Consider the following 20,153-nt stretch of genomic DNA (forward strand, 5'->3'; position numbering starts at 1 on the left):
GGGGGCGCACCCGCGCCGAGACCCCTATGAAAGGACCCCGCCATGCCCGACCTCGTCGTCGACCCGACGCCATTCCTCGACACCGCGGGCGAGGACCCCGCGGGGCCGATGATCCCGCTCGTCGTCTCGCTCACCTTCCCCGGGATGGACCGCGGCGCGCACGAGCTCCAGGACTCCTTCACGCGGATCGCGTTCGCGGCTGTCCGCGCGGCCGGCGGGCGCCCGCGCCTCGTCGATTCGGCGGATCCGGATCGGACGGGGCAGCGCGAGCTGCTCGCCGACGCCGACGCCGTGGTGTTCCTCGGCGGCGGCGACGTCGCGGGGTCCTGCTACGGGTACAGTGGCCCGCCGCCCGCGAACGAGTACGGCGTCGATCAGCGCGCCGACGAGTTCTGCATCGCGGCGATACGGGAGGGCGTGGCGCGGGATCTGCCGACCCTCGCGATCTGCCGTGGATCGCAGCTGCTCGCCGTCGCCTTCGGCGGTACCCTCATCGGCGACATCGAGAACTGGCCGTTGCATCGCGGTCGTTCGCCGCTCTTCATTGACGAGGAGGTGCTCCTCGACGCGGACTCTGAGATCGCGCGCATCCTGGGGCGCACGCGCGCGACCGTGCGGAACGGGCATCACCAGGCCGTCGCGACCGTCGGACCCGAGCTTCGCGTGAGCGCGCGGGCGCACGACGGGATCATCGAGGGCACCGAGCATCGAACGGCGACGTGGGTGGTGGGGATGCAGTGGCACCCCGAGGAGCCCGCGGCCGACGCCGGGGACCGGGCGCTGATCTTCGGCGAGCTGGTGCACCGGGCGCGGGAACGGATCGCGCGCACCGCGTGAGCGGGCCGCGCCGAGGGGCCCGGAGCGTTCGCGCTCCGGGCCCCTCGGCGTTGCGGCTGCGCGTTGGCGCTACGGTGCGGCGACGCTCGCGGCGTCGAGCACGCCGGGCAGCCACTCGAGGGCCACGTCGCTCCCGAGATCCCAGGAGGAGGCGTCGTGCCGACCGTACTCTCCCACGCGCTCGGCGCCCTGCGCGGCGAAGCGTCGGTCGATGTGCTCGCTGCCCTGGCTGTAGGTCTCCTCGTAGAAGGTGTCGCCGAGACCGAACACGGCGTAGCGCAGGCCGGCGAGCTCGGGCGGCGCGGCGTCGAACGCCGCGATGAACGGCAGCGCGGTGTTGGGCGGATCCCCTTCGCCGTGGGTGGAGCACACGACGATCACGAAGCGCTCGGGGCTGAGTGCCGCCGGATCGAAGTCCTGGAGGTCGAACACCTCGACCTCCTCGTGCGTGTCGCGCAGCTTCGCGCCGAGGTCCTCGGCGATCAACTCGGAGTTGCCGGATTCGGTGCCGTAGAGAACGGTGAATTTCACGGGAGTGGGTCCTTTCATGCTGAGGTCCGTGTGTGTGCCGCGCCGCGCGCGATCGCGGCCATGTCGGCGTGGTCGGTGACTTTCCGTCGCACCCGCTCGGGGCCCGCGGTCGCCCGCTCGTGCGCGTCGAGCGTGCTCCACTGCGCGAACGAGATGGCTCGCTCGCGCACGCGTGCCGGGAGGCCCGCGAAACCGTGCTTCGCCGGATCGGGGACGAGTGAGCCGTCGGCGAGGTCCGCGACGATCTCCTCGGCCACGGATTTCGCGCACGCGCGGTTCTCGGGGATGGCCCCGCTCGGGCCGCGCTTGGCCCAGCCGGTGCGGTAGAGGCCGGGGCGCAACCGCCCGGTTCGCGGGGACGGCGCCGCGCACAGCTGCGCGAGCAGATCGTCCGGCTCGGGATCGAAGCCGATGGCGGTGAGCACGGCGGTCGCCGGAACGAGCTCGCGCTCGGCGCCCACGCGGATCTGGACGGCCGACACCCGGCCGTCGCCCAGGATGCGCTCGGGGGCCGCACCGAAGAGGAACCGCACCTCGGGGCCGCCCGGGGTCTCGCGGTCGGGGGAGACGAGCTCGGCGAACGCGGCCGCTCGGGCGGCGGCGCGGTCGTCGGCGGGCGCGCCGGGCGCGCCGAGCGCCCCGTGCGCCGAGTAGCGTGCCCGCGGGAGTGTGGTCAACTCCTTGATCATCTGGGGGTCGCCTTTCGAGCGCGCGGCGTCGGACCGGCTCAGCACCGTGACCCGCCGCACGGGATCCGCGAGGTACGCGTCGAGAACGGGGTCGGCGACGTCGCTCGAGGCGTAGCCCGAGCGGTCCTTCACGAGGAAGCGGAGCAGGTCGAGTGCCACGTTCCCGGCGCCGACGATCACCACATCGCTGCCGAGCGGCGGCAGCGGGGCCGCGCCGGGGAAGGCGTTGAGCGCGCGGGTGACCGCGCCTGAACCGAGCACGCCGGGGAGGTCGCCGCCCGGCACGGGGAGCGCCCGGTCCGCGGTGAGGCCCGTGGCGAGCACGACCGCGTCGAAGGCCGCCTCGAGCTCGTCGAGCGCGACGTCGTGGCCGATCGCGATGTCGCCGGCGAAGCGGACGCCGGGCTGCGCGAAGAGGCGCTCGAACTGCCGGGTGATGGCCTTGGTGTGCTGGTGGTCCGCAGCGACGCCGTAGCGCACGAGCCCGTACGGCGACGCGAGCCGGTCGAACAGGGTGATCTCGCACCCGGGGACTGCGCGCACGAGCGCCGTGGCCAGGTAGCACCCGGCAGGGCCGCTGCCGACGATGGCGATGTGCGGGTGGGACAGGGAGGGCATCACAGCTCCTTCGCGTGACGGGGTGGCCGGTCGCGTGCGGCGGTGCACGGCGGCTGGGCCCGAGTCTACCCATAAACATGGAGCTTGTGAATGTTTTAGTGGCGATAGATTTCGCAATTCTGCACCGATCCGCGTGATCCCGCGAGGGTCTTGCAAATTAAAACATTCATGTATAACTTATTTGCTACCGGCTCTCGCAGCGACAGCGCGAGACCACGTTCGACAAAGGAGTACGAATGCCCGGAACACTGGTGGAGACCGATCTGCCCTACCTCGACATCGCCGCCCCCGAGTTCGCGATGAACTCGGAAGCGGTGCGCGATGCTCGCTCGCGCAGCTGGGTCGCGCGCACGAACTACGGCTTTGGCGTGCTGCGCTACCGCGAGGTCACCGAACTCCTCAAGCACCCGAGCCTCAACCAGGGAAGCGCTAAGTGGCCGGATCACCACGGCGTGCACTCGGGGGTGTTCTACGAGTGGTGGGCGAAGAACCTGCTGGTCCTGGAAGGCGACGAGCACCACCGCATCCGGCGCCTCCTCAACCCCGCGTTCTCGCCCACGGTCGCGCGGAGGCTGGAGCCCGAGTTCGCCGACATCGCGCGTGAGCTGATCGACGAGATGGTTGCCGCGCACGGGCGCGGCGAGCAGGTCGACTTCGTCGCGGCGTTCGCCGAGCCGTTCGCCACCCGAGCGCTCTGCGCCATGATGGGCCTCCCGCACGAGCACTGGCCGTTCATCGCCGACCGGGCAAACACCGTGGGCTACGCCCTCTCCGTGTCGATCAAGGAAGACATCGAGCGCGTCGACGTGGCGGTGCAGGAGCTCTACGGCTTCGTCGAGGAGCTCATCGCCGAGCGCCGGGCGACCCCCGGGCAGGACGTGGTCTCGCGCCTCGTCCAGTTCTCCGAGGACGGGGACAAGCTGAGCGACGCGGAGCTGCGCAACGCGCTCGTGCTCATGCTGTTCGGCGGGATGGACACCACCCGCAACCAGCTGGGCCTGATCCTGCAGACGTTCATGCGCAACCCGGAGCAGTGGGAGAAGCTCGCCGCCCGGCCGGCGGAACTCGCGAAGCCGGCGCTCGAGGAGGGGCTGCGCGTCAACCCCACGACGCGCTGGGTCACCCGCGAGGCGAACGAGGACTTCGAGTACGAGGGCCTGTCGATCGCGAAGGGCACGACCGTGCACCTGTTCACGATGTCGAGCGGGACCGACCCCGCCGCCTTCCCCGACCCGGAGATCGACATCGAGGCCGAGGGGCGCAAGCCGCACCAGACGTTCGGCGGCGGGGTGCATCACTGCCTCGGCCACTACATCGCCCGCGCAGACATGGGCATCGCGATCCCGATGCTCGCGGAGCGGCTCACCGAGATCTCGTGCCCCGGCGGCGACGAGTGGCTGCCCGATTCGGGGAACCACGGGCCCGTCCGGCTGCCCATCACCTTCACGGTGCGCTGACCGCGGCCGGCGGCGCCTCGGCGCCGCTCCGCACCGGGCCTCTCGGGGCCCCGGGCAGTGCTGCCTGAACGACCCCTTCCAACGATGAAAGGAACACCTCCCCATGTCTGACCCCACCACGGGCGGGAGCTTCGGCGCAGCGCTGCGCGGGATCCTCGCCGACACCACCGCCTTCGCCCGGCACCAGGACGCCAACATGCAGCCGGAGACCATCGCGGTGCTCGGCGAGCGCATCCGGGAGACCGGCGTGAAGTACATCTACTACATGATCCCCACGCTCGGCAGCCGCACGGTCGCCAAGGTGGTGCCTGCGGAGCACTACGAGCGGATGTTGCGCAAGGGGATCGCGTTCCACCGCACCGCGCTCACCGACCTCCAGACCAGCCGCGAGGGCGAACTGATCGGCGGCGGGGTCGACGCGCATGAGTTCTGGGGGCTCCCCGAGCCGGAGACGTTCCAGGTGCTGCCGTGGGACCCCGAGGTCGGCCGGATCTTCTGCACGGCCTACGATCCGCCGCAGCTCGGCGCGGGATCGGGCGGCCTGATCCCGCTCGACACGCGCGCGCTGTTCCGCGAGGCGCATCGCTCGTTCACCGAGCGCACGGGCTTCGAGCTCCGTTCGGGCCTGGAGCCCGAGATGACCTGGACGGGACCGGGGATGGAGGTGACGTGCAAGGACGATCAGAGCCCCGCCTACCAGGTGGAGAACCTCGAGAAGATGCGCCCCGTGTTCAAGAAGGTGATCAGCTACGCCCAGGGGCTCGGCTTCGCCATGATCCAGGGCGACTACGAGGACGATGGGCAGCTGGAGCTGAACTGGGACTTCGATCGTGCGGAGCTCACCGCGGAGCGCATGACAACCTACCGCCAGGTCTGCAAGCAGGTGGCGCGCGAGCTGGGCATCCACGCGAGCTTCATGGCCAAGCCGTACAACGGCAAGATGGGCAACGGCTGCCACCACAACCTCAGCCTGTGGCGCGGCGAGGAGAACGTCATCGAGGACGGCCGGGTGGAGCTGCACGTCACGGACACTGGGCGCCACGCGATCGCCGGTATGCTGCAGCACACGCCGGGCTCCATGCTCGTCATGGGCTCGACGGTGAACTCGTACAAGCGCTACTGGGACGCCGGCCAGTTCGCGCCCTCCGGTGCCGACTGGGGGCTCGACACCCGGGGCGTCGCGGTGCGCATCTCGGCGAACGGGCGCATGGAGTACCGCCTGCCCGACGCGAGCGTGAACCCGCACCTCTCGCACCTCTACCTCCTCGCCGCGATCGAGCACGGGCTCGAGCACGAGCTCGACCCGGGGGAGCCCGGCTCCCTGAACCCCGCGCTCGGCGAGGTTGTCGTGCCGAACACGCTCGGCAGCGCGATCGAGGCGTTCGAGGCGGACAGCTACCTCATGGGCGCGATGCCCGAGGAGCTCACACGCATCTTCCTGCAGCTCAAGCGGGACGAGTGGGCGCGCTACTGCGGCCAGATCTCACAATGGGAATTCGATCAGTACTGGGAGGCAATTCCGTGACCACCTCACCCCGCACGCTCCGACTCGCGTGCATCGACTCAGAGGCCCTGCCGCTCTTCGCGAAGAGCCCCGACGGGGTCACGCGCGACGGCTACGAACCCGCCGCCGCCGCGCTCGTCGCGGATCGGATCGGCGCGGAGATCGAGTGGATCATGCTCCCCTGGGAGGACATGATCCCCGCCGTGCGCCGGGGCGACGCCGACGCCGTGTGGTGCGGCCAGGGCATGACCGATGAGCGCGCCGCGCTCGTCGACTTCACCGCGCCCTACGCCGTGTTCAACGAGACGCTCATCGTGCGCGCGGACGACCCCGCCCGCTCGGCCGACGCGCTCGCCGGGTACCGCATCGGCGCGATCGCGAACTCGACCAACATGAAGCTCGCGGAGACCTTCCCCGGCGCCGAGCTTGTGAGCTTCGGCGCGAGCGACGACGTGTTCAGCGACATGATCGAAGCGACCCGCTCCGGCGAGATCGACGGCTTCGTCGACGACGACGTGGTGATGATCCCGCTCGGGAAGGAGGACCCCGACTTCGTCGAGGCCTTCACCGTGCTGACCGGCAACCGCTGGGGCATCGGCGTCGCCCCGGGCAACGACGCGCTCCGCGCCGAGATCGACGCCGCGCTCGCCGCAGTCGTCGCGGACGGGTCGCTCGCGGAGGTGTGGCGGCGCTGGATGCCGCTCCTGCCCTTCCCGCTGGATTCGGGAGCGTGATCGTGCGCGCGCCACGCATCGCGGTCGCCGGGATGTGGTCGAGGCAGATCCACGGGCTCCGCTTCGACGGCACCGCGGTCGCGACCGCGGTGCTCCGCGCCGTGGTGCGCGCGGGCGGTGAGCCCCTCACGCTCTTCGCTGAGGGCCCCGCCGCGGCGAGCGAGCGGCTCGACGGTTTCGACGGGCTCCTCCTCCCCGGTGGATTCGACCTGGATCCGGCGCGCTACGGCCAGGACGCCCGTTCGACGACGGTCACGGCGGACTTCGCCGCGCAGGATCCGTTCGAGGCGGAGCTGCTCGCGGCCGCGATCGAGCGTCGGATCCCCGTGCTCGCGATCTGCCGCGGATTCCAGCTGCTCAATGTCGAGTGCGGCGGGACTCTGATCCAGGACCTTCCCCGCGACAGCGTGCACCGCAACAGCGTGCACGAGGTCGCCGTCGCGCCCGACTCCGCGCTCGCCGCCGCGCTCGGGGTGACCGCGCTCAGTGTGTCCTCGTATCATCACCAGGCAGTCGATACGATCGGGGCAGGGCTGCGCGTCGTCTGCCGCGCACCCGACGGCGTGGTCGAGGCGCTCGAGCACGAGCGCGCCGAGCTCATCGCGGTGCAGTGGCACCCCGAGGACACCGCCGCGACGGACCCGACGCAGCAGGCACTGTTTGACTGGCTGGTGGTGCGGGCGCGTGCGCGCTCGGCAGCCGACACCCCGAGGGAGAGCGTGCGATGACCGAGAACACCCTGCCCGTCGTGCTCATCGTCGAGCACCAGGAGAACGCCGGGATCGGGCACTTCGCCGATCGGCTCCGTGCGCAGGGCGTCGCCCTGCGCACCGTGGGCCCCGCGGCCGGTGAGGCGCTGCCGGGAACGCTCGACGGCATCTCCGGGCTGATCGTCCTGGGCGGTTCGATGGGGCCGGGCGATGACGAGCGCGCACCGTGGCTCCCCGCGGCGCGGGCGCTGCTCGCTGAGGGAGTGGAGCGCGGCGTGCCGACGCTCGGCATCTGCCTCGGCGCGCAGCTGCTCACCACCGCGCTCGGCGGCGCGGTGGAGCTGATGCCCGGCGGTCCGGAGGTGGGACTCGCCAGCGTGCGATTCAGCGCAGACGCTGCGGGGGACCCGCTGTTCGGCGGCTTCGCCGGGGGAGCGGTGCCGACCGTGCAGTGGCACTGGCTCGAGGCCGCCGCGCTCCCCGCGGGCGCGGAAGTGCTCGCATCGAACCCCGCGTGCCGGAATCAGGCGTTTCGCGTCGGGCCCGCGGCGTGGGGCGTGCAGTTCCACCCGGAGGCGCTCACGGGAACCGCGGAGGACTGGGTGGTCGAGGAGGGCGACGGGCTCACGGAGCTCGGTCTCGCGGGCGACGCCGTCGTGGCGGAGGTGCGCGCAGCGGAACCGCGGCTGCGCGCCGCCTGGGGAGAGGTTGCCGAGCGCTTCGCCGGGATCGTACGCGACGCCGAGCGCCGCGCGGGCTAGCGCTGCGCGGGCGAGCGCTGCGCAGGCTATCGCCGCGCGGGTGAGCGCCGCGCAGGCTAGGGCCGCGCCGCGATGAGCAGCGAGACGCCCGTCGAGTCCGGCCCGAGCGCGATGCGCTCGGTGCCGGGCAGCTCGGCGGGCACGAACTCGCCCGGCAGGAACCGGGAGCTGTTGCCGAGGATCACGTTGCCGTGCCTCCCCACGAGCGCGAGCGGCTCGGCGCTCCGCAGGAGCACCGGCAGCAGTTCGGCCTCGAGATCGCTCACCTGGATGTCGGTGCCCACCGCGCCCAGGCGGGAATCGCCCTGCTGCGCAGGCACGGTGAGGGTGACGACGTACGCCTCGACCCCGAGGTAGTCGATGTAGGGCCCGACGAGCGCGGGCTCGCCGTGGTGGAACGCGCGGATGAACCACTCGTGGTGCTCGTAATCGTAGTAGCGATCGCCGCCCGGCACGACGCCGAACGAGTAGCGGGCGAAGCGCGCCTCGTCCTCGCGCACCCACCACTCGAGGTGCCCGTTCTCGGTGCCGAGCGCGGAGCGCGCGAAGATGAACCCGCAGCCGTCGAGCACCGGGTGCTCCGCGAGGGCGCGGACCGCCACCGCCTTCATCCGGCGCCGCGTCGACTCGGTGAGCTCGAGCTTCCGCGCTTCGTCGAGCCGCAGGGCGGCGAGCATCTCGGCCGCGAGGGTCTCCAGGTGCGCGAAGCGGCCGGCGAACCACGCGGAGATCTCCTCCGCGATCGCGGCGAGCTCGGGGCTCCGCTCCGTGCTCAGCGCCGGATTCAGCTTGGGGTTCATGCGCCCACCTCCCGGCGTCCGAGCGTGAACTTGCCCTCGATGATGAGGCGCATGTTCTCGCGGACGTGCTCCACGGCGAGGCGCTGGGCCTCCTCGGGCTGGCGCTGCTCGATGGCCATCACGATCGCGAGGTGCTCGGAGAACGCGAGCTGCGTCGACGCGCTGGCGATGTCCTCGCACCAGAGGAACGGGGAGAGCTCGGACTGGAGCCGCTGCTCCGCGGCGAGCAGCCGCTGCGAGTGGCTCTGCACCGCGACCTCGAAGTGGAAGCGGCTGTCGGCGAGCGCGCGCGCGTGCCCCGCGGGCGCCTCGCGCGCTTCGAACGCGAACTCCGCGAGGCGCGTGCGCATGCCAGGCACGGCGCGCTCGGCGGCGAGCCGTGCGGCCATTCCCGAGACCGCGGCGTGCTCGTCGAAGAAGTCGCGCAACGCGACCGTGCTGATGCGTTGCAGGGCAGCGGTGAGCGTCTCGGGGGAGGGGAACGGGGCCTGCACCACGAAGGTGCCCCCGTTCCGGCCGCGCCGGGTCTCGACGACGCCCTGCTCGCGGAGCGCGGCGAGCGCCTTCCGGAGCGTCGCGACGGCGACGCCGAACTGGCCGGCCAGCTCGGCCTCGGGCGGCAGCCGCTCGCCCACGCTCAGCATGCCGAGCGAGATCGCGGTGGCGATCCGCTGGGCGATCCCGTCGCCCTGCGGCACCGACACGGGGTCGGTGCCGCGAGGCGACGGGTCACTCAGGAGCGGGTGCTGCACGCGGGCCGTCAGTCCTCGAAGCGCAGCGCGCGGGCGATCAGCGCCTCCTGCTCGACCGCGTGCACCTTCGCGGAGCCCGTCGAGGGCGCGGCGGAGGCGAGGCGAGAGATCACGCCGATGCGATCGTTCGCGAGATGCTTCGACAGCTCGAGCGAGATGAAGGGCCAGGCGCCCTGGTTCTCCGGCTCGTCCTGCACCCAGACGAGGTCCGCACCCGCGTACTGGGTGAGCACGCGGCCCACCTCGACGATGGGCATCGGGTAGAACTGCTCGACGCGCACGATCGCGATCCGCGGATCGGGGTTCTTGTCGAGCGCCACGCGCAGGTCGTAGTAGATCTTGCCGGAGACGAGCAGCACGCGCTCGACGGCCGACTTGTCCGCGACCTTCGGGTCGTCGAGCACGGGCTGGAAGTGGCCCGTGGTGAAGTCCTCGACGCTCGACGTCGCGCCGCGCAGGCGGAGCATCGACTTCGGCGTGAAGACCACGAGCGGCTTCCGGGGGCGCGCGTACGCCTGGCGGCGCAGGAGGTGGAAGTAGTTCGCGGGCGTCGAGGGGCGCGCCACGATCATGTTGTCCTCGGCGCACAGCTGGAGGTAGCGCTCGATGCGGGCGGACGAGTGATCCGGCCCCTGGCCCTCGTAGCCGTGCGGCAGCAGCATCACGACGGAGGAGCGCTGGCCCCACTTCTGCTCGGCGGCGGCGATGTACTCGTCGACGACGGCCTGCGCGGTGTTCGCGAAGTCGCCGAACTGCGCCTCCCAGAGGACGAGGGCGTCCTCGCGCTGCAGCGAGTAGCCGTACTCGTAGGCGAGCGCCGCGTACTCGGACAGCAGCGAGTCGTAGATCCAGAACCGGGCCTGCTCCTCGGAGAGGTTGAGGAGCGGGATCCACTCCTGCCCGTTCGCGCGGTCGTGGAAGACGGCGTGGCGCTGGGCGAAGGTGCCGCGGCGGGCGTCCTGGCCGGCGAAGCGCACGGCCGTGCCCTCCATGAGCAGCGAACCGAGTGCGAGCAACTCGCCGAAGCCCCAGTCGATGCCGCCCTCGCGGCTCATCTCCGCGCGCTTGTTGAGCAGCTGCTGGAGCTTCTGGTGCACGGTGAAGCCGGCCGGCTTGTTCGCGTGGGCGTCGCCGATGCGCTCGATGACGCTGCGATCCACGGCCGTCTCGATCGGCGCGGGGCCGGGGCCGCCGATCTCGGCGACCTCGCCGATCCCGCTCTGATCGATCACGGGGATCGAGCCGGTCTGCGCGGCGTGCGTCTCCTGGAAGGCGAGCTCGAGGCGGTCCTGGAAGTCCTGCTTCGCCTTCTCGTACTCCTCCTCGGTGATGTCGCCGCGGCCGACGAGCGCGCTCGTGTAGAGGCGACGGGTGGAGCGCTTCGCCTCGATGAGGTCGGTCATGAGCGGCTGCGTCATCGAGGGGTCGTCGCCCTCGTTGTGCCCGCGTCGGCGGTAGCAGATGAGGTCGATGATGACGTCGATGTGGAAGCGCTGGCGGAACTCGTAGGCGAGCTTCGCGACGCGCACGACCGACTCGGGGTCGTCGCCGTTCACGTGGAAGATGGGCGCCTGGACGACCTTGCCCACGTCCGAGGAGTACACGGCGGAGCGCGAGTCCATCGGCAGCGTGGTGAAGCCGACCTGGTTGTTGATGATGATGTGGATCGTGCCGCCCGTGCGGTAGCCGCGCAGCTGCGACATCTGCAGGGTCTCGTAGACGACGCCCTGGCCGGCCATCGCGGCGTCGCCGTGGACGAGGATCGGGAGCGTCGTGAACGAGCCGATGGGCTTCAGATCCTGCTTCGCGCGGACGATGCCCTCGAGCACGCCGTTGACGGTCTCGAGGTGCGAGGGGTTCGCGGCGAGGTGGATCGGCACCTGCGTGCCGTTCGGCGCGGTGAACACGCCGGACGTGCCGAGGTGGTACTTCACGTCGCCCGAGCCGGCCTTCGCCGACTGCGCGCCCTCGAACTCGCGGAAGATCTGGCCGTACGTCTTCCCCGCGATGTTGGAGAGCACGTTGAGCCGGCCGCGGTGGGCCATGCCGATGTCGACGGAGTCGACCCCGTCCTCGGCGGCGTCGATGAGCATCGCATCGAGCAGCGGGATCACGGACTCGCCGCCCTCGAGGCTGAAGCGCTTCTGGCCGACGTACTTCGTCTGGAGGAAAGTCTCGAAGGCCTCGGCCTCGTTCAGCTTCTCGAGGATGCGCATCTGCTCGTCGCGGCTCGGCTTCGCGTAGTTCACCTCGAGCTGCTCGCGCAGCCAGAGGCGCTGCGCGGGATCCTGGATGTGCATGTACTCGATGCCGATCTTGCGGCAGTACGAGTCGCGGAGCACGCCCAGGATGTCGCGGAGCTTCATGCTGCGCTGCCCGCCGATGCCGCCCGTCACGAATTCGCGGTCGAGATCCCAGAAGGTGAGGCCGTGCGACTCGATCTCGAGATCGGGGTGCGTGCGCTGCACGTACTCGAGCGGATCGGTGTCGGCCATGAGGTGGCCGCGCACGCGGAACGAGTTGATGAGCTCCTGCACGCGGGCCGTCTTGTCGACGGCGCCGGAGATGTCGACGTGGATGTCGGAGGCCCACTGCACGGGCTTGTACGGGATGCGCAGCGCGGCGAAGATCTCCTCGTAGAAGCGGTGCCCGCCCGTGAGGCGCTCGTGCACGAGCTTCAGGAACTCGCCGGATCCCGCTCCCTGGATCACGCGGTGATCGTACGTGCTCGTGAGGGTGATCGTCTTCGAGATGCCGAGCTGGGTGAGCACGTCCTCGGAGGCGCCCTGGAACTCCGCGGGGTACTCGAGCGCGCCCGCGCCGATGATGCAGCCCTGGCCCTGCATGAGGCGGGGAACCGAGTGGACCGTGCCGATGCCGCCCGGGTTCGTGAGGGAGACGGTGCCGCCCTGGAAGTCCGCTGCCGTGAGCTTGCCGCCGCGGGCGCGCTTCACGAGATCCTCGTACGCGGCGAGGTACTCGTTGAAATCGAGCGTCTCGGCGCGCTTCACGACGGGCACCATGAGCGAGCGGGTGCCGTCGGGCTTCGGGAGATCGATCGCGATGCCGATGCCGACGTGCGCGGGCACGAGGAGCGACGGCTTGCCGTCGACCTCGGTGTACGCCACGTTCTGGCTCGGGAACTCCTTCAGCGTCTGGATGAGTGCCCAGCCGATGAGGTGGGTGAAGGAGACCTTGCCGCCGCGGCTGCGGCGCAGGTGGTTGTTGATGACGATGCGGTTGTCGATCAGTAGCTTCGCCGGGATGGTGCGGACGCTCGTCGCCGTGGGGACGGTGAGCGACTGATCCATGTTCTTCGAGAGCGTGCGCGCCATGCCCTTGAGCGGGGTGACGCTGTCCTCGTGCGTCTCGGGCGCTTCCGGCTCGGCCGGGGTGCGGGCCGCGCGCGGGGCGCGGGGCGCATCGGCCGGGATCGGGGTCTGGCGGGGCGCGGCGTTCGTGGTCCGCGCGGGCTGCGCGGGCGTGGTCACGGGAGAAGTCGTGGGAGCGGCCGTGGCGCTCGGGGGCTGCGTCGTCGCGGCCGTTCGGGGAGGGGCCACGTTGCCCTGCGTGGTGCTCTGCCCGGAGGCGACGGAAGCACCGTATCGCTCCAGCACCGGCCACCATGACTGGTCGACCGAGTTCTTGTCGATCTGGAATTGTTTCCACAACTCATCGACGAGCCAAGCATTTGCGCCAAAATCTTCTGCGGGACCCGCCTGGTCGGGGGTCTCCGTGCGCTCTGCCAAAGCGACTTCCTCTCGGTCGTGCCATGTGTGTGTGGCAAGTTTCCTGGATCGGGGTGCAGCACCGTAGCCGTACCACACACCAGCCTACGCCTTTCACGGTGAACTTTCGGCAACCGTCCCTCGACCGATTCTCAGTGCGGGCTGATAAAATCGTCTGACCATGGATGCAGACTCTCGAAGACCCTCAGACCCTCCGAGTAGTTACCGCGCCCCGGCGCGGCAACCCGAACGTCCGGGGAGGTCCGCGTGAGCGACTGGATCCTCCTCCTCATCGGCCTCGTGCTGACCGTCGGCACCGGCATCTTCGTCGCGGCCGAGTTCTCGCTCGTCGCGCTCGACCGCCAGGATCTGGAGCGCCGCCGCGAGGGCGGTGAGCGCGGCCTCGACCGCGTGATCCGCGGCCTCTCGATCACCTCGACGCACCTGTCGAGCGCGCAGCTCGGGATCACGATCACGACGCTGCTGGCCGGCTACACACTCGAACCCGCGATCAGCGGCTTCCTGAACGGCCCGCTCGGCGCGCTCGGCGTGCCGGAAGAGCTGCGCCGCGCGATCAGCGCCCCCGTCGCGATCGCGCTCGCGACCGTGTTCTCGATGATCGTCGGCGAGCTCGTGCCGAAGAACTTCGCGCTCGCACGGCCGCTCGCGACCGCGCGGCTCGTCATGCCCGCGCAGGCCGCGTTCACCGCGACCTTCAAACCCGCCATCCTCGTGCTCAACGGCAGCGCGAACGGCATCCTCCGCGCCATCGGCATCGAGCCGAAGGAGGAGCTGTCGGGGGCTCGATCCGCCGAGGAGCTGTCCTCGCTCGTGCGCCACTCGGCGAGCGCGGGGCTGCTCGAGGCCGACACGGCCACCCTCCTCGATCGGACCCTCCGCTTCTCCGAACTCACGGCGGGGGACGTCATGACGCCCCGCCTGAAGATCGAGAGCGTGCAGCGCCTCGAACCCGCGCAGGCCGTGCTCGAACTCTCGGGACGCTCCGGCTACTCCCGCTTCCCGGTGATCGATGAGGACCGCGATGACATCGTCGGCGTGGTCCACGTAAAGCACGCCGTCGCCGTGCCGCGCGCGAAGCGCGGCGAGGTGCCCGTCGCGGCGCTCGTCGAGGACGTGGTGCGCGTGCCCGACACCATGCGGCTCGACCAGCTCCTCGGCGCCCTGCGCTCGAGCGGCTTCCAGCTCGCCATCGTCGTCGACGAGTACGGCGGCACCGCCGGCATCGTGACCCTCGAGGACCTCGTCGAGGAGATCGTGGGCGAGGTCGCGGACGAGCACGACCGCGCCGCCGCCGGGGTCGTGGGCGACGCGCAGGAGATGACCTTCCCCGCCGACCTCCGCCCCGACGAGGTGCGCGAGCAGACCGGCGTGGAGATCCCCGAGGACGACGACTACGACACGGTCGCGGGCTTCGTGCTCCGCGAGCTGGGCCGGATCCCCGAGCCGGGAGACACGCTCGAGCTCGCCGACGGCGGCACGCTGCGCGTCGAGCGCATGGACGGCCGCCGCATCGCGCGCCTCCGCTACACGGGCGCCGCGCTGCCCGCGCCGGAGACCGATGACGCGGCCACGACCGAGGGGAGCGATCGATGAGCGACTGGATGGGAATCGTCTGGCTCGTGGTCCTGCTGATCGCGAATGCCTTCTTCGTCGGCGCCGAGTTCGCGGTGATCTCGGCCCGCCGCTCGCAGATCGAGCCCCGCGCCGAGGCCGGCTCGAAGCGCGCGAAGACCGCGCTCTACGCCATGGAGCATGCCACGCTGATGCTCGCGACGAGCCAGCTCGGCATCACGGTGTGCTCGCTGCTGATCCTGAACGTCTCCGAGCCCGCGATCCACCACCTGCTCGAGGGGCCGCTGTCCTGGACGGGGCTCTCCGCCGAGGTGGTGAGCGTCACGGCCTTCGTGCTCACGCTCCTCATCGTCACGTACCTGCACGTCGTGTTCGGCGAGATGATCCCGAAGAACGCCGCGTTCTCGATCCCGGATCAGGCAGTGCTGCTGCTCGCGCCGCCGCTCGTCGCCGTGTCGCGCGTGCTGAAGCATGTGATCGCCGCGCTCAACGCGATCGCGAACGGGGTGCTCCGCCTCTGGAAGGTCGAGCCGAAGTCGGAGACGAACAGCACCTTCACGCTCGAGGAGGTCGCGAGCATCGTGAACCACTCGACGCGCGAGGGCGTGCTGGAGGATCGGAGCGGGGCGCTCACGGCCGCGTTCGAGTTCACCACGAAGCGCGCGGCCGATCTCCTCGTGCCCGAGGAGCGCCTCGTCGTGCTCCCGTGGGGCGCGACGCCGGAGGACGTCGAGGCCGCCGTGGCCAAGCACGGCTTCTCGCGCTATCCGATCGCCGCGGAGACCGGGGGCCTCGCCGGCTACGTCCACATCAAGGACCTCGTGCGCCTCGGCGAGGACCGGATCACCGAGCCGATCCCCGCGAAGCGCATCCGCGAGATGGTCTCGCTCCACGCGGAGACCGAGCTGGAGGATGTGCTCGCGCGCATGCAGGCGCGGGGCATTCACCTCGCGCGCATCCACGACGCGAGCGGCGCCGAGCTCGGGGTCGTCTTCCTGGAGGACGTCATCGAGGAGCTCGTCGGCGAGGTGCACGACGCGACGCGGCGCCAGCGCTACATCGAGCACTAGCCGCCGCGCGGCCCGCGTCCGCGCCTCCGCCGTCCCGGCGGCGCGGACGCGGCGTGGGCGCGTGTGCGGACTAGCGCGCGTTCAGCACGACGTGCGCGGCGACGCGATCGATCGGCGCGTTCTCGCCCACGAGGAACGGGTTGTCCGGGATGGAGAGCGCGAGGTCGAACTCCACGGAGTCCGCGCCGAGCTGCGTCGGTGTGAGCGTCAGCCGGATGCCCGGGCGCTCGGCGCCGTTCACGGAGAGCGTGCCGACCGCTGTGACGGTGCCGTAAGGGGTCTCCTCCGGGCGCAGTACGGCGGGCTCGGTGAGCACGAAGACGGCCTCGGGGAGGTTCGCGAGGGACAACCCGATGCGAGCCTTCGTGATGACCCCGTCGGTGAGCACCAGGAAGCCGTTCGAATCGAGCGCGCCGTCGATCGTGCCGCCGAAGGGGAGCGCGATGGGCTCCGTCAGCGTCGTCTCTGCCACCTCGTACTCGCGCTCCGCGGGGAGCGCGAGGAAATCAGAGTCCGCGGAGGCGCGGAGCTCTGCCGCGAGCGGCGTGCTCTCCTCGGGCGCGGCCGCGCAGCCCGTGAGGCAGAGCGGGATTGACGCCGTCACGGCCGCGGCGAAACCGAGGGTGCGCAGTGAACGACTGACGGGTAAAGCCACCAGCACCCCTTCTCTCCTCGATCCGTGCAACCGGTGGAGAGCTTACGGGGGGAAGGTGTGAGGGCGCCGAAAGCCCGGTGTGAGCCCGCCGGTCAGGCGTCGCGGAGTGCGTCGACGGGCTCGACCCGGGCGGCCTTGATCGCCGGGTAGCCGCCCGCGAGAAGGCCCACGAGCGCGCCGACCACCACGCCGACGGGCGCGGCCCACAGCGCGAGCACGGGGGTCCAGTGCTGCACGAGGCACACCGCGATGAGTGCGAAGAGCCCGACCACGACGCCGATGAGCCCGCCGAGCACGCCGATCGTCACGGACTCGAGCATGAACTGCTGCGCGATGTCACGGGTGCGCGCGCCGAGTGCTCGGCGCAGACCGATCTCGCCGCGGCGCTCGGAGACCGAGAGCAGTGTGACGTTCGCGATGCCGATGCCGCCGCCGATGAGCGCGACGATACCGATGGCGAGGAAGAGCACGTTGATGTCGGATTCGACGTTCGACTGCAGCTCGCTCGTGTTCGCGGGCGCGCCCACCTTGAAGGAATCCGGCGTGTTGGGGTTCAGCGCGATCGGGGCCTGGCGGCCGACGACGGAGCCGGCGCCCACGTCGATGCGGATGTCGAGGTTCTCCGCGGGGCCCATCCCGAGCTCGGCGCGAGCGGTGCTGATCGGCACGATCACGGCGTCGAGGAGGTTCTCCCGGGTGCCGACCTTCCCGAGGATCCCGATCACGGTGTACGCCCGGCCGTCGATGAAGACGGCGGGCTGGCCGGTGACCCGGTTCACGCCGAGCCGCTTCGCGGCTTCGGCGCCGAGCACGGCGACGCGGTCGCGCCGGGCATCGTGCCCGCTGTCGTAGAACCGGCCGGCTCGAATCTTGCCCTGCACGACGTCGAGCAGTTCGGGCGAGGCGCCGACCACGGGGGGCGAGGCCTTCTGTGATTCGGACGGGTCCTGGACCTGCACGGCCTCGACGGTGAGCGAGTTCGGCAGCTTGCCGATGAGGGCGGCGCTCTCGACCCCGGCGAGCGGGGTGACCCGGTCGACCGCGTCCCAGGGCAGGCGCACCGCGGCGCGATCCTTGCCGCCGGCGCTCTTGGTCGTGCCGGGTTCGACGGTCACGCGGGTCGCGGACAGGGTGTCGAACTGCTGCGAGATCTGCCCGGCCGCGGTCTGCGCGAAGCCGATCGTCGCGACGAGCGAGGCGATGCCGAGCACGGTGCCGACGAGCGTGATGACGAGCCGCGACGGGCGCGAGCCGATGCCCTCGAATGCCTCGTGCACGAGGGCTCGGAACGAGATGCGGCCGCTCATGTCAGCTCCTGCAGTTCGCCGTCGCTGATGCGCGCGCGGCGACGCGCGGCGTCGGCGACCTTCGGGTCGTGGGTGATCATGACGATCGTGAGGCCGTCGGCGCCGAGTTCGTCGAAGAGCCGCATGATCGAGGCCGAGTTCTCGCGGTCGAGGTTGCCGGTCGGCTCGTCGGCGAGGAGCAGCCGCGGCGAGGTGCAGACGGCACGGGCGATCGCCACGCGCTGACGCTCGCCGCCCGAGAGCGTCGCGGGGGAGAAGTCGACGCGGTGGCTGAGGCCGACCCGCTCGAGCGCCGCGCGCGCGAGGGGCTCGCGCTCCTCGCGCGTGAGCCCGGCGTACGTGCCCGCGAGCATCACGTTCTCGAGCACGGTGCGCGTGGGCATGAGGTGGAACGACTGGAACACGAAGCCGACGGCGCGGCCGCGGAGAGCGGAGCGCTCGTCGTCGCTGAGCTCGGACACGTCGATCCCCTCGAAGAGGAAGCGGCCCGTGCTCGGGCGGTCGAGCAGCCCGAGCGTGTTAAGCATCGTCGACTTGCCGGATCCCGAGGGGCCGACGATCGCGAGGTAGTCCCCGCGCTCGACGCGGAGCGTGACCCCGCGCAGCGCGTTCACGGGCGGCGGGCCCGGGAAGAACCGCGTGACGTCGTCGAGCTGCACGATCGGCCCCGTGTACTCGGGATCGCCCGCCGTGAGCGCGCCGCCGCCCGCGCGCGCAGCGCGGGCCGTGGCGCGGGCGCGCTTCCGCGCACGGCGCACGACCTCGCGGTCGCTCGGGGGAGCGGAGGAGGGGCCCAGGGTGCCGGCGCCCTTGGGCTCGGCGCCCTCGGGCTCGGCGAAGAGCGCGTCGAGCCCGCTCATCGCCCGACCACGACGCGCGCTCCGGCGGTGATCCGGGGGTCGTCCGCGGTGATCTCGACGAAGCCGTCCGCGGCGAGGCCGGTCTTCACCGTCACGAGCTCGGTCTCGGCGTCGGGGCCCTGATCCTCGGACACGAGCAGTTCGACGCGGTCCTCCCCGCCGGAGCCCGCCGAGAGCGCCGCGATCGGCACGGCGAGCACGTCGCCATCGGTCGCCGCGACGGGCACGCGCACGCGCACGTTCGTGCCGCGGAGCGCATCGATCATCTCGGGGGCGAGGTCCACGGGGCTGAACCGCACGGTGTAGCGCCCGGAGTCGCCGCCGGATCCGCCGCCCGCGCTGCCGGAGTCGCCCCCGCCCTTCGAGTCGCCGGAGTCGCCGCCGGACTTCCCGCTCTTCGGCGCGATGATCTGCTCGACCTTCGCGGTGAGGTCCTCGCCGCCCGGACCGGGGTAGCTCGCCACGAGCCCCTCGGTGAGCAGCTCGGCATCCTGCTTCGAGACGCTGCCGACGATCGTGAGCGTCGCGCCGGACACGGTCATGGGGGAGCCCGAGAGGATGTCGCCGCGGGAGACGGAGATCTCGTCGACGCGGCGGGGGAGCCCGGAGAGGAACAGCGCCTCGCTCGAGGGGAGCGTCGGCAGCACCCCCTGCTGCGCCGTGGCGAGCGCCTCCTGCGCATCGCTCAGGCTGTCGTTCGCCGCGGTCACGGCGGCCTGCTCGGCGGCGACGTTCTCCGCACCGCCGTCGACCGCCGTCTGCAGCGTCGCCCGGGCCTGGGCGAGCTGCACGCCGGCGTCGCGCGCGGCGCGCTCGGCGGACTGGAGCGTCTCCTGTGCCTGCGGTCCGCCGGCCGCCGCGGGGTAGCCGATCTGCTCGTACAGCGCGCCGATCGCGGTCGCGGTGTCGTACTCGAAGAGGTCGCTGCCGAGATCGCCCGCCCAGAAGCCCATGCTGCTGAGCGCGGCCTTCAGCTGCGTCACGTCCGGGCCGCGCATCCCCACGCTGAGCGTGCGGTACGCGGGCAGATCGCCGGGGAGCACGATCACGGGCCGACCGGCGACCTCGAGTGCGATGTTGGCCGCGGCGAACACCGTGCCGACCTCGGGAACGTGCCCCGTGACGACGGGGCGGTCCTCGGATCCGGCGGCGTCGATCGCCACGCTCACCGCGTCGGCGTAGGTGACCTCGCCGCGGGTCACGACCGTGTTCTCGAGCGCGCGCTCCTCGATCGGGGCAGTGACGGGGCCCGCCTTCGGCGGTGCGGTGCGCGCCGCGAGCTCGGCGGGCGAGACGATGAACTGCATCACGGCGACGCCGATGAGCAGCGACACGACCGCGACCGCGGCGATCAGCGCGACGAGACGGGTGCCCGACCAGTTCCCCCGGAGCCCGCGCCGGCCGGAGCGCGGAGCGGTCTCGGCGCCGTCGCTCGTCGACGCGTCGTCAGCCGGCCCGCCGCTGTCCGCCGCGAGTGCGGCATCGGAGTCGGCAGGGGGCTGCGTCGCCCGGGTACGCTGACGCTTCGGGCGCTGGGGGAACTTCAC

At 71.4% G+C, this 20,153-nt stretch carries 17 protein-coding genes; 8 read left to right on the plus strand and 9 right to left on the minus strand.

The window, feature by feature from the left end:
* The first annotated feature begins 42 nt into the window (after window positions 1–42).
* Window positions 43–837 carry a gamma-glutamyl-gamma-aminobutyrate hydrolase family protein gene (locus tag U874_RS0108535; RefSeq protein WP_025134121.1) on the plus strand — a complete coding sequence of 265 codons (795 nt, stop codon included), beginning with the start codon at window positions 43–45 and terminating at the stop codon, window positions 835–837.
* 69 nt (window positions 838–906) lie between these two features.
* Here U874_RS0108535 and U874_RS0108540 read toward each other — a convergent pair whose 3' ends face one another.
* Together U874_RS0108540 and U874_RS0108545 are read right to left on the minus strand one after the other, a co-directional pair.
* Window positions 907–1,368 carry a flavodoxin domain-containing protein gene (locus U874_RS0108540; RefSeq protein WP_025134122.1) on the minus strand — a complete coding sequence of 154 codons (462 nt, stop codon included), beginning with the start codon at window positions 1,366–1,368 and terminating at the stop codon, window positions 907–909.
* Between the two features lie 14 nt (window positions 1,369–1,382).
* The gene (locus U874_RS0108545; RefSeq protein WP_029988045.1) at window positions 1,383–2,675 is read right to left on the minus strand and encodes an FAD-dependent oxidoreductase; all 1,293 of its coding nucleotides are present in this window, start codon (window positions 2,673–2,675) and stop codon (window positions 1,383–1,385) included.
* Between the two features lie 236 nt (window positions 2,676–2,911).
* Here U874_RS0108545 and U874_RS0108550 point away from each other — a divergent pair, with 236 nt between their 5' ends.
* The 5 genes from U874_RS0108550 (at window position 2,912) to U874_RS14290 (ending at window position 7,841) form a co-directional block, all read left to right on the plus strand.
* Window positions 2,912–4,132 (plus strand): cytochrome P450, encoded by a 1,221-nt coding sequence (locus U874_RS0108550; RefSeq protein WP_025134124.1) that lies wholly within the window; start codon window positions 2,912–2,914, stop codon window positions 4,130–4,132.
* A gap of 103 nt (window positions 4,133–4,235) precedes the next feature.
* Entirely contained in the window at window positions 4,236–5,657 is a 1,422-nt protein-coding gene (locus U874_RS0108555; protein ID WP_025134125.1) for a glutamine synthetase family protein, read from the plus strand.
* The gene (locus U874_RS0108560) at window positions 5,654–6,370 is read left to right on the plus strand and encodes an ABC transporter substrate-binding protein (protein ID WP_025134126.1); all 717 of its coding nucleotides are present in this window, start codon (window positions 5,654–5,656) and stop codon (window positions 6,368–6,370) included. Before U874_RS0108555 ends, U874_RS0108560 begins: the two co-directional genes overlap by 4 nt.
* Window positions 6,371–6,372: 2 nt before the next feature.
* The gene (locus tag U874_RS0108565) at window positions 6,373–7,098 is read left to right on the plus strand and encodes a gamma-glutamyl-gamma-aminobutyrate hydrolase family protein (protein WP_232755894.1); all 726 of its coding nucleotides are present in this window, start codon (window positions 6,373–6,375) and stop codon (window positions 7,096–7,098) included.
* Entirely contained in the window at window positions 7,095–7,841 is a 747-nt protein-coding gene (locus U874_RS14290; protein ID WP_036058039.1) for a type 1 glutamine amidotransferase, read from the plus strand. The genes U874_RS0108565 and U874_RS14290 overlap by 4 nt, the downstream gene beginning before the upstream one ends.
* Before the next feature lie 56 nt (window positions 7,842–7,897).
* Here U874_RS14290 and U874_RS0108575 read toward each other — a convergent pair whose 3' ends face one another.
* The 3 genes from U874_RS0108575 to U874_RS0108585 are packed head-to-tail and all read right to left on the minus strand — an operon-like array spanning window position 7,898 to window position 13,142.
* On the minus strand, window positions 7,898–8,641 hold the full coding sequence (locus U874_RS0108575) for a cache domain-containing protein (protein WP_025134129.1): 744 nt from the start codon (window positions 8,639–8,641) through the stop codon (window positions 7,898–7,900).
* Window positions 8,638–9,393 (minus strand): FadR/GntR family transcriptional regulator, encoded by a 756-nt coding sequence (locus tag U874_RS0108580; protein ID WP_232755895.1) that lies wholly within the window; start codon window positions 9,391–9,393, stop codon window positions 8,638–8,640. Before U874_RS0108580 ends, U874_RS0108575 begins: the two co-directional genes overlap by 4 nt.
* Window positions 9,394–9,401: 8 nt before the next feature.
* Complete coding sequence (locus U874_RS0108585) at window positions 9,402–13,142, minus strand: multifunctional oxoglutarate decarboxylase/oxoglutarate dehydrogenase thiamine pyrophosphate-binding subunit/dihydrolipoyllysine-residue succinyltransferase subunit (protein WP_025134131.1); 3,741 nt, start codon at window positions 13,140–13,142, stop codon at window positions 9,402–9,404.
* A gap of 246 nt (window positions 13,143–13,388) precedes the next feature.
* Between U874_RS0108585 and U874_RS0108590 the strand changes: the two genes are divergently transcribed.
* Together U874_RS0108590 and U874_RS0108595 are read left to right on the plus strand one after the other, a co-directional pair.
* On the plus strand, window positions 13,389–14,735 hold the full coding sequence (locus tag U874_RS0108590; RefSeq protein ID WP_025134132.1) for a hemolysin family protein: 1,347 nt from the start codon (window positions 13,389–13,391) through the stop codon (window positions 14,733–14,735).
* Window positions 14,732–15,784 (plus strand): hemolysin family protein, encoded by a 1,053-nt coding sequence (locus U874_RS0108595; protein ID WP_025134133.1) that lies wholly within the window; start codon window positions 14,732–14,734, stop codon window positions 15,782–15,784. Before U874_RS0108590 ends, U874_RS0108595 begins: the two co-directional genes overlap by 4 nt.
* A 70-nt stretch (window positions 15,785–15,854) precedes the next feature.
* Here the strand turns inward: U874_RS0108595 and U874_RS0108600 are convergent, their stop codons facing one another.
* From U874_RS0108600 to U874_RS0108615, 4 genes are all read right to left on the minus strand, one after another.
* Window positions 15,855–16,388: a hypothetical protein gene (locus U874_RS0108600; RefSeq protein ID WP_157834240.1), complete on the minus strand. Its 534-nt coding sequence runs from the start codon at window positions 16,386–16,388 to the stop codon at window positions 15,855–15,857.
* Between the two features lie 143 nt (window positions 16,389–16,531).
* The gene (locus tag U874_RS0108605) at window positions 16,532–17,746 is read right to left on the minus strand and encodes an ABC transporter permease (protein WP_025134135.1); all 1,215 of its coding nucleotides are present in this window, start codon (window positions 17,744–17,746) and stop codon (window positions 16,532–16,534) included.
* Entirely contained in the window at window positions 17,743–18,606 is an 864-nt protein-coding gene (locus tag U874_RS0108610) for an ABC transporter ATP-binding protein (protein ID WP_025134136.1), read from the minus strand. The genes U874_RS0108605 and U874_RS0108610 overlap by 4 nt, the downstream gene beginning before the upstream one ends.
* Entirely contained in the window at window positions 18,603–20,153 is a 1,551-nt protein-coding gene (locus tag U874_RS0108615; protein ID WP_025134137.1) for a hypothetical protein, read from the minus strand. Before U874_RS0108615 ends, U874_RS0108610 begins: the two co-directional genes overlap by 4 nt.

This window comes from Leucobacter sp. PH1c (assembly GCF_000633415.1).
Taxonomy (GTDB): Bacteria; Actinomycetota; Actinomycetes; order Actinomycetales; family Microbacteriaceae; genus Leucobacter.

Coding starts and splice junctions, on each gene's coding strand:
- U874_RS0108535 (WP_025134121.1), top strand. CDS start 43: ATGCCCGACCTCGTCGTCGACCCGACGCCATTCCTCGACACCGCGGGC.
- U874_RS0108545 (WP_029988045.1), bottom strand. CDS start 2,675: ATGCCCTCCCTGTCCCACCCGCACATCGCCATCGTCGGCAGCGGCCCT.
- U874_RS0108550 (WP_025134124.1), top strand. CDS start 2,912: ATGCCCGGAACACTGGTGGAGACCGATCTGCCCTACCTCGACATCGCC.
- U874_RS0108555 (WP_025134125.1), top strand. CDS start 4,236: ATGTCTGACCCCACCACGGGCGGGAGCTTCGGCGCAGCGCTGCGCGGG.
- U874_RS14290 (WP_036058039.1), top strand. CDS start 7,095: ATGACCGAGAACACCCTGCCCGTCGTGCTCATCGTCGAGCACCAGGAG.
- U874_RS0108575 (WP_025134129.1), bottom strand. CDS start 8,641: ATGAACCCCAAGCTGAATCCGGCGCTGAGCACGGAGCGGAGCCCCGAG.
- U874_RS0108595 (WP_025134133.1), top strand. CDS start 14,732: ATGAGCGACTGGATGGGAATCGTCTGGCTCGTGGTCCTGCTGATCGCG.
- U874_RS0108605 (WP_025134135.1), bottom strand. CDS start 17,746: ATGAGCGGCCGCATCTCGTTCCGAGCCCTCGTGCACGAGGCATTCGAG.
- U874_RS0108610 (WP_025134136.1), bottom strand. CDS start 18,606: ATGAGCGGGCTCGACGCGCTCTTCGCCGAGCCCGAGGGCGCCGAGCCC.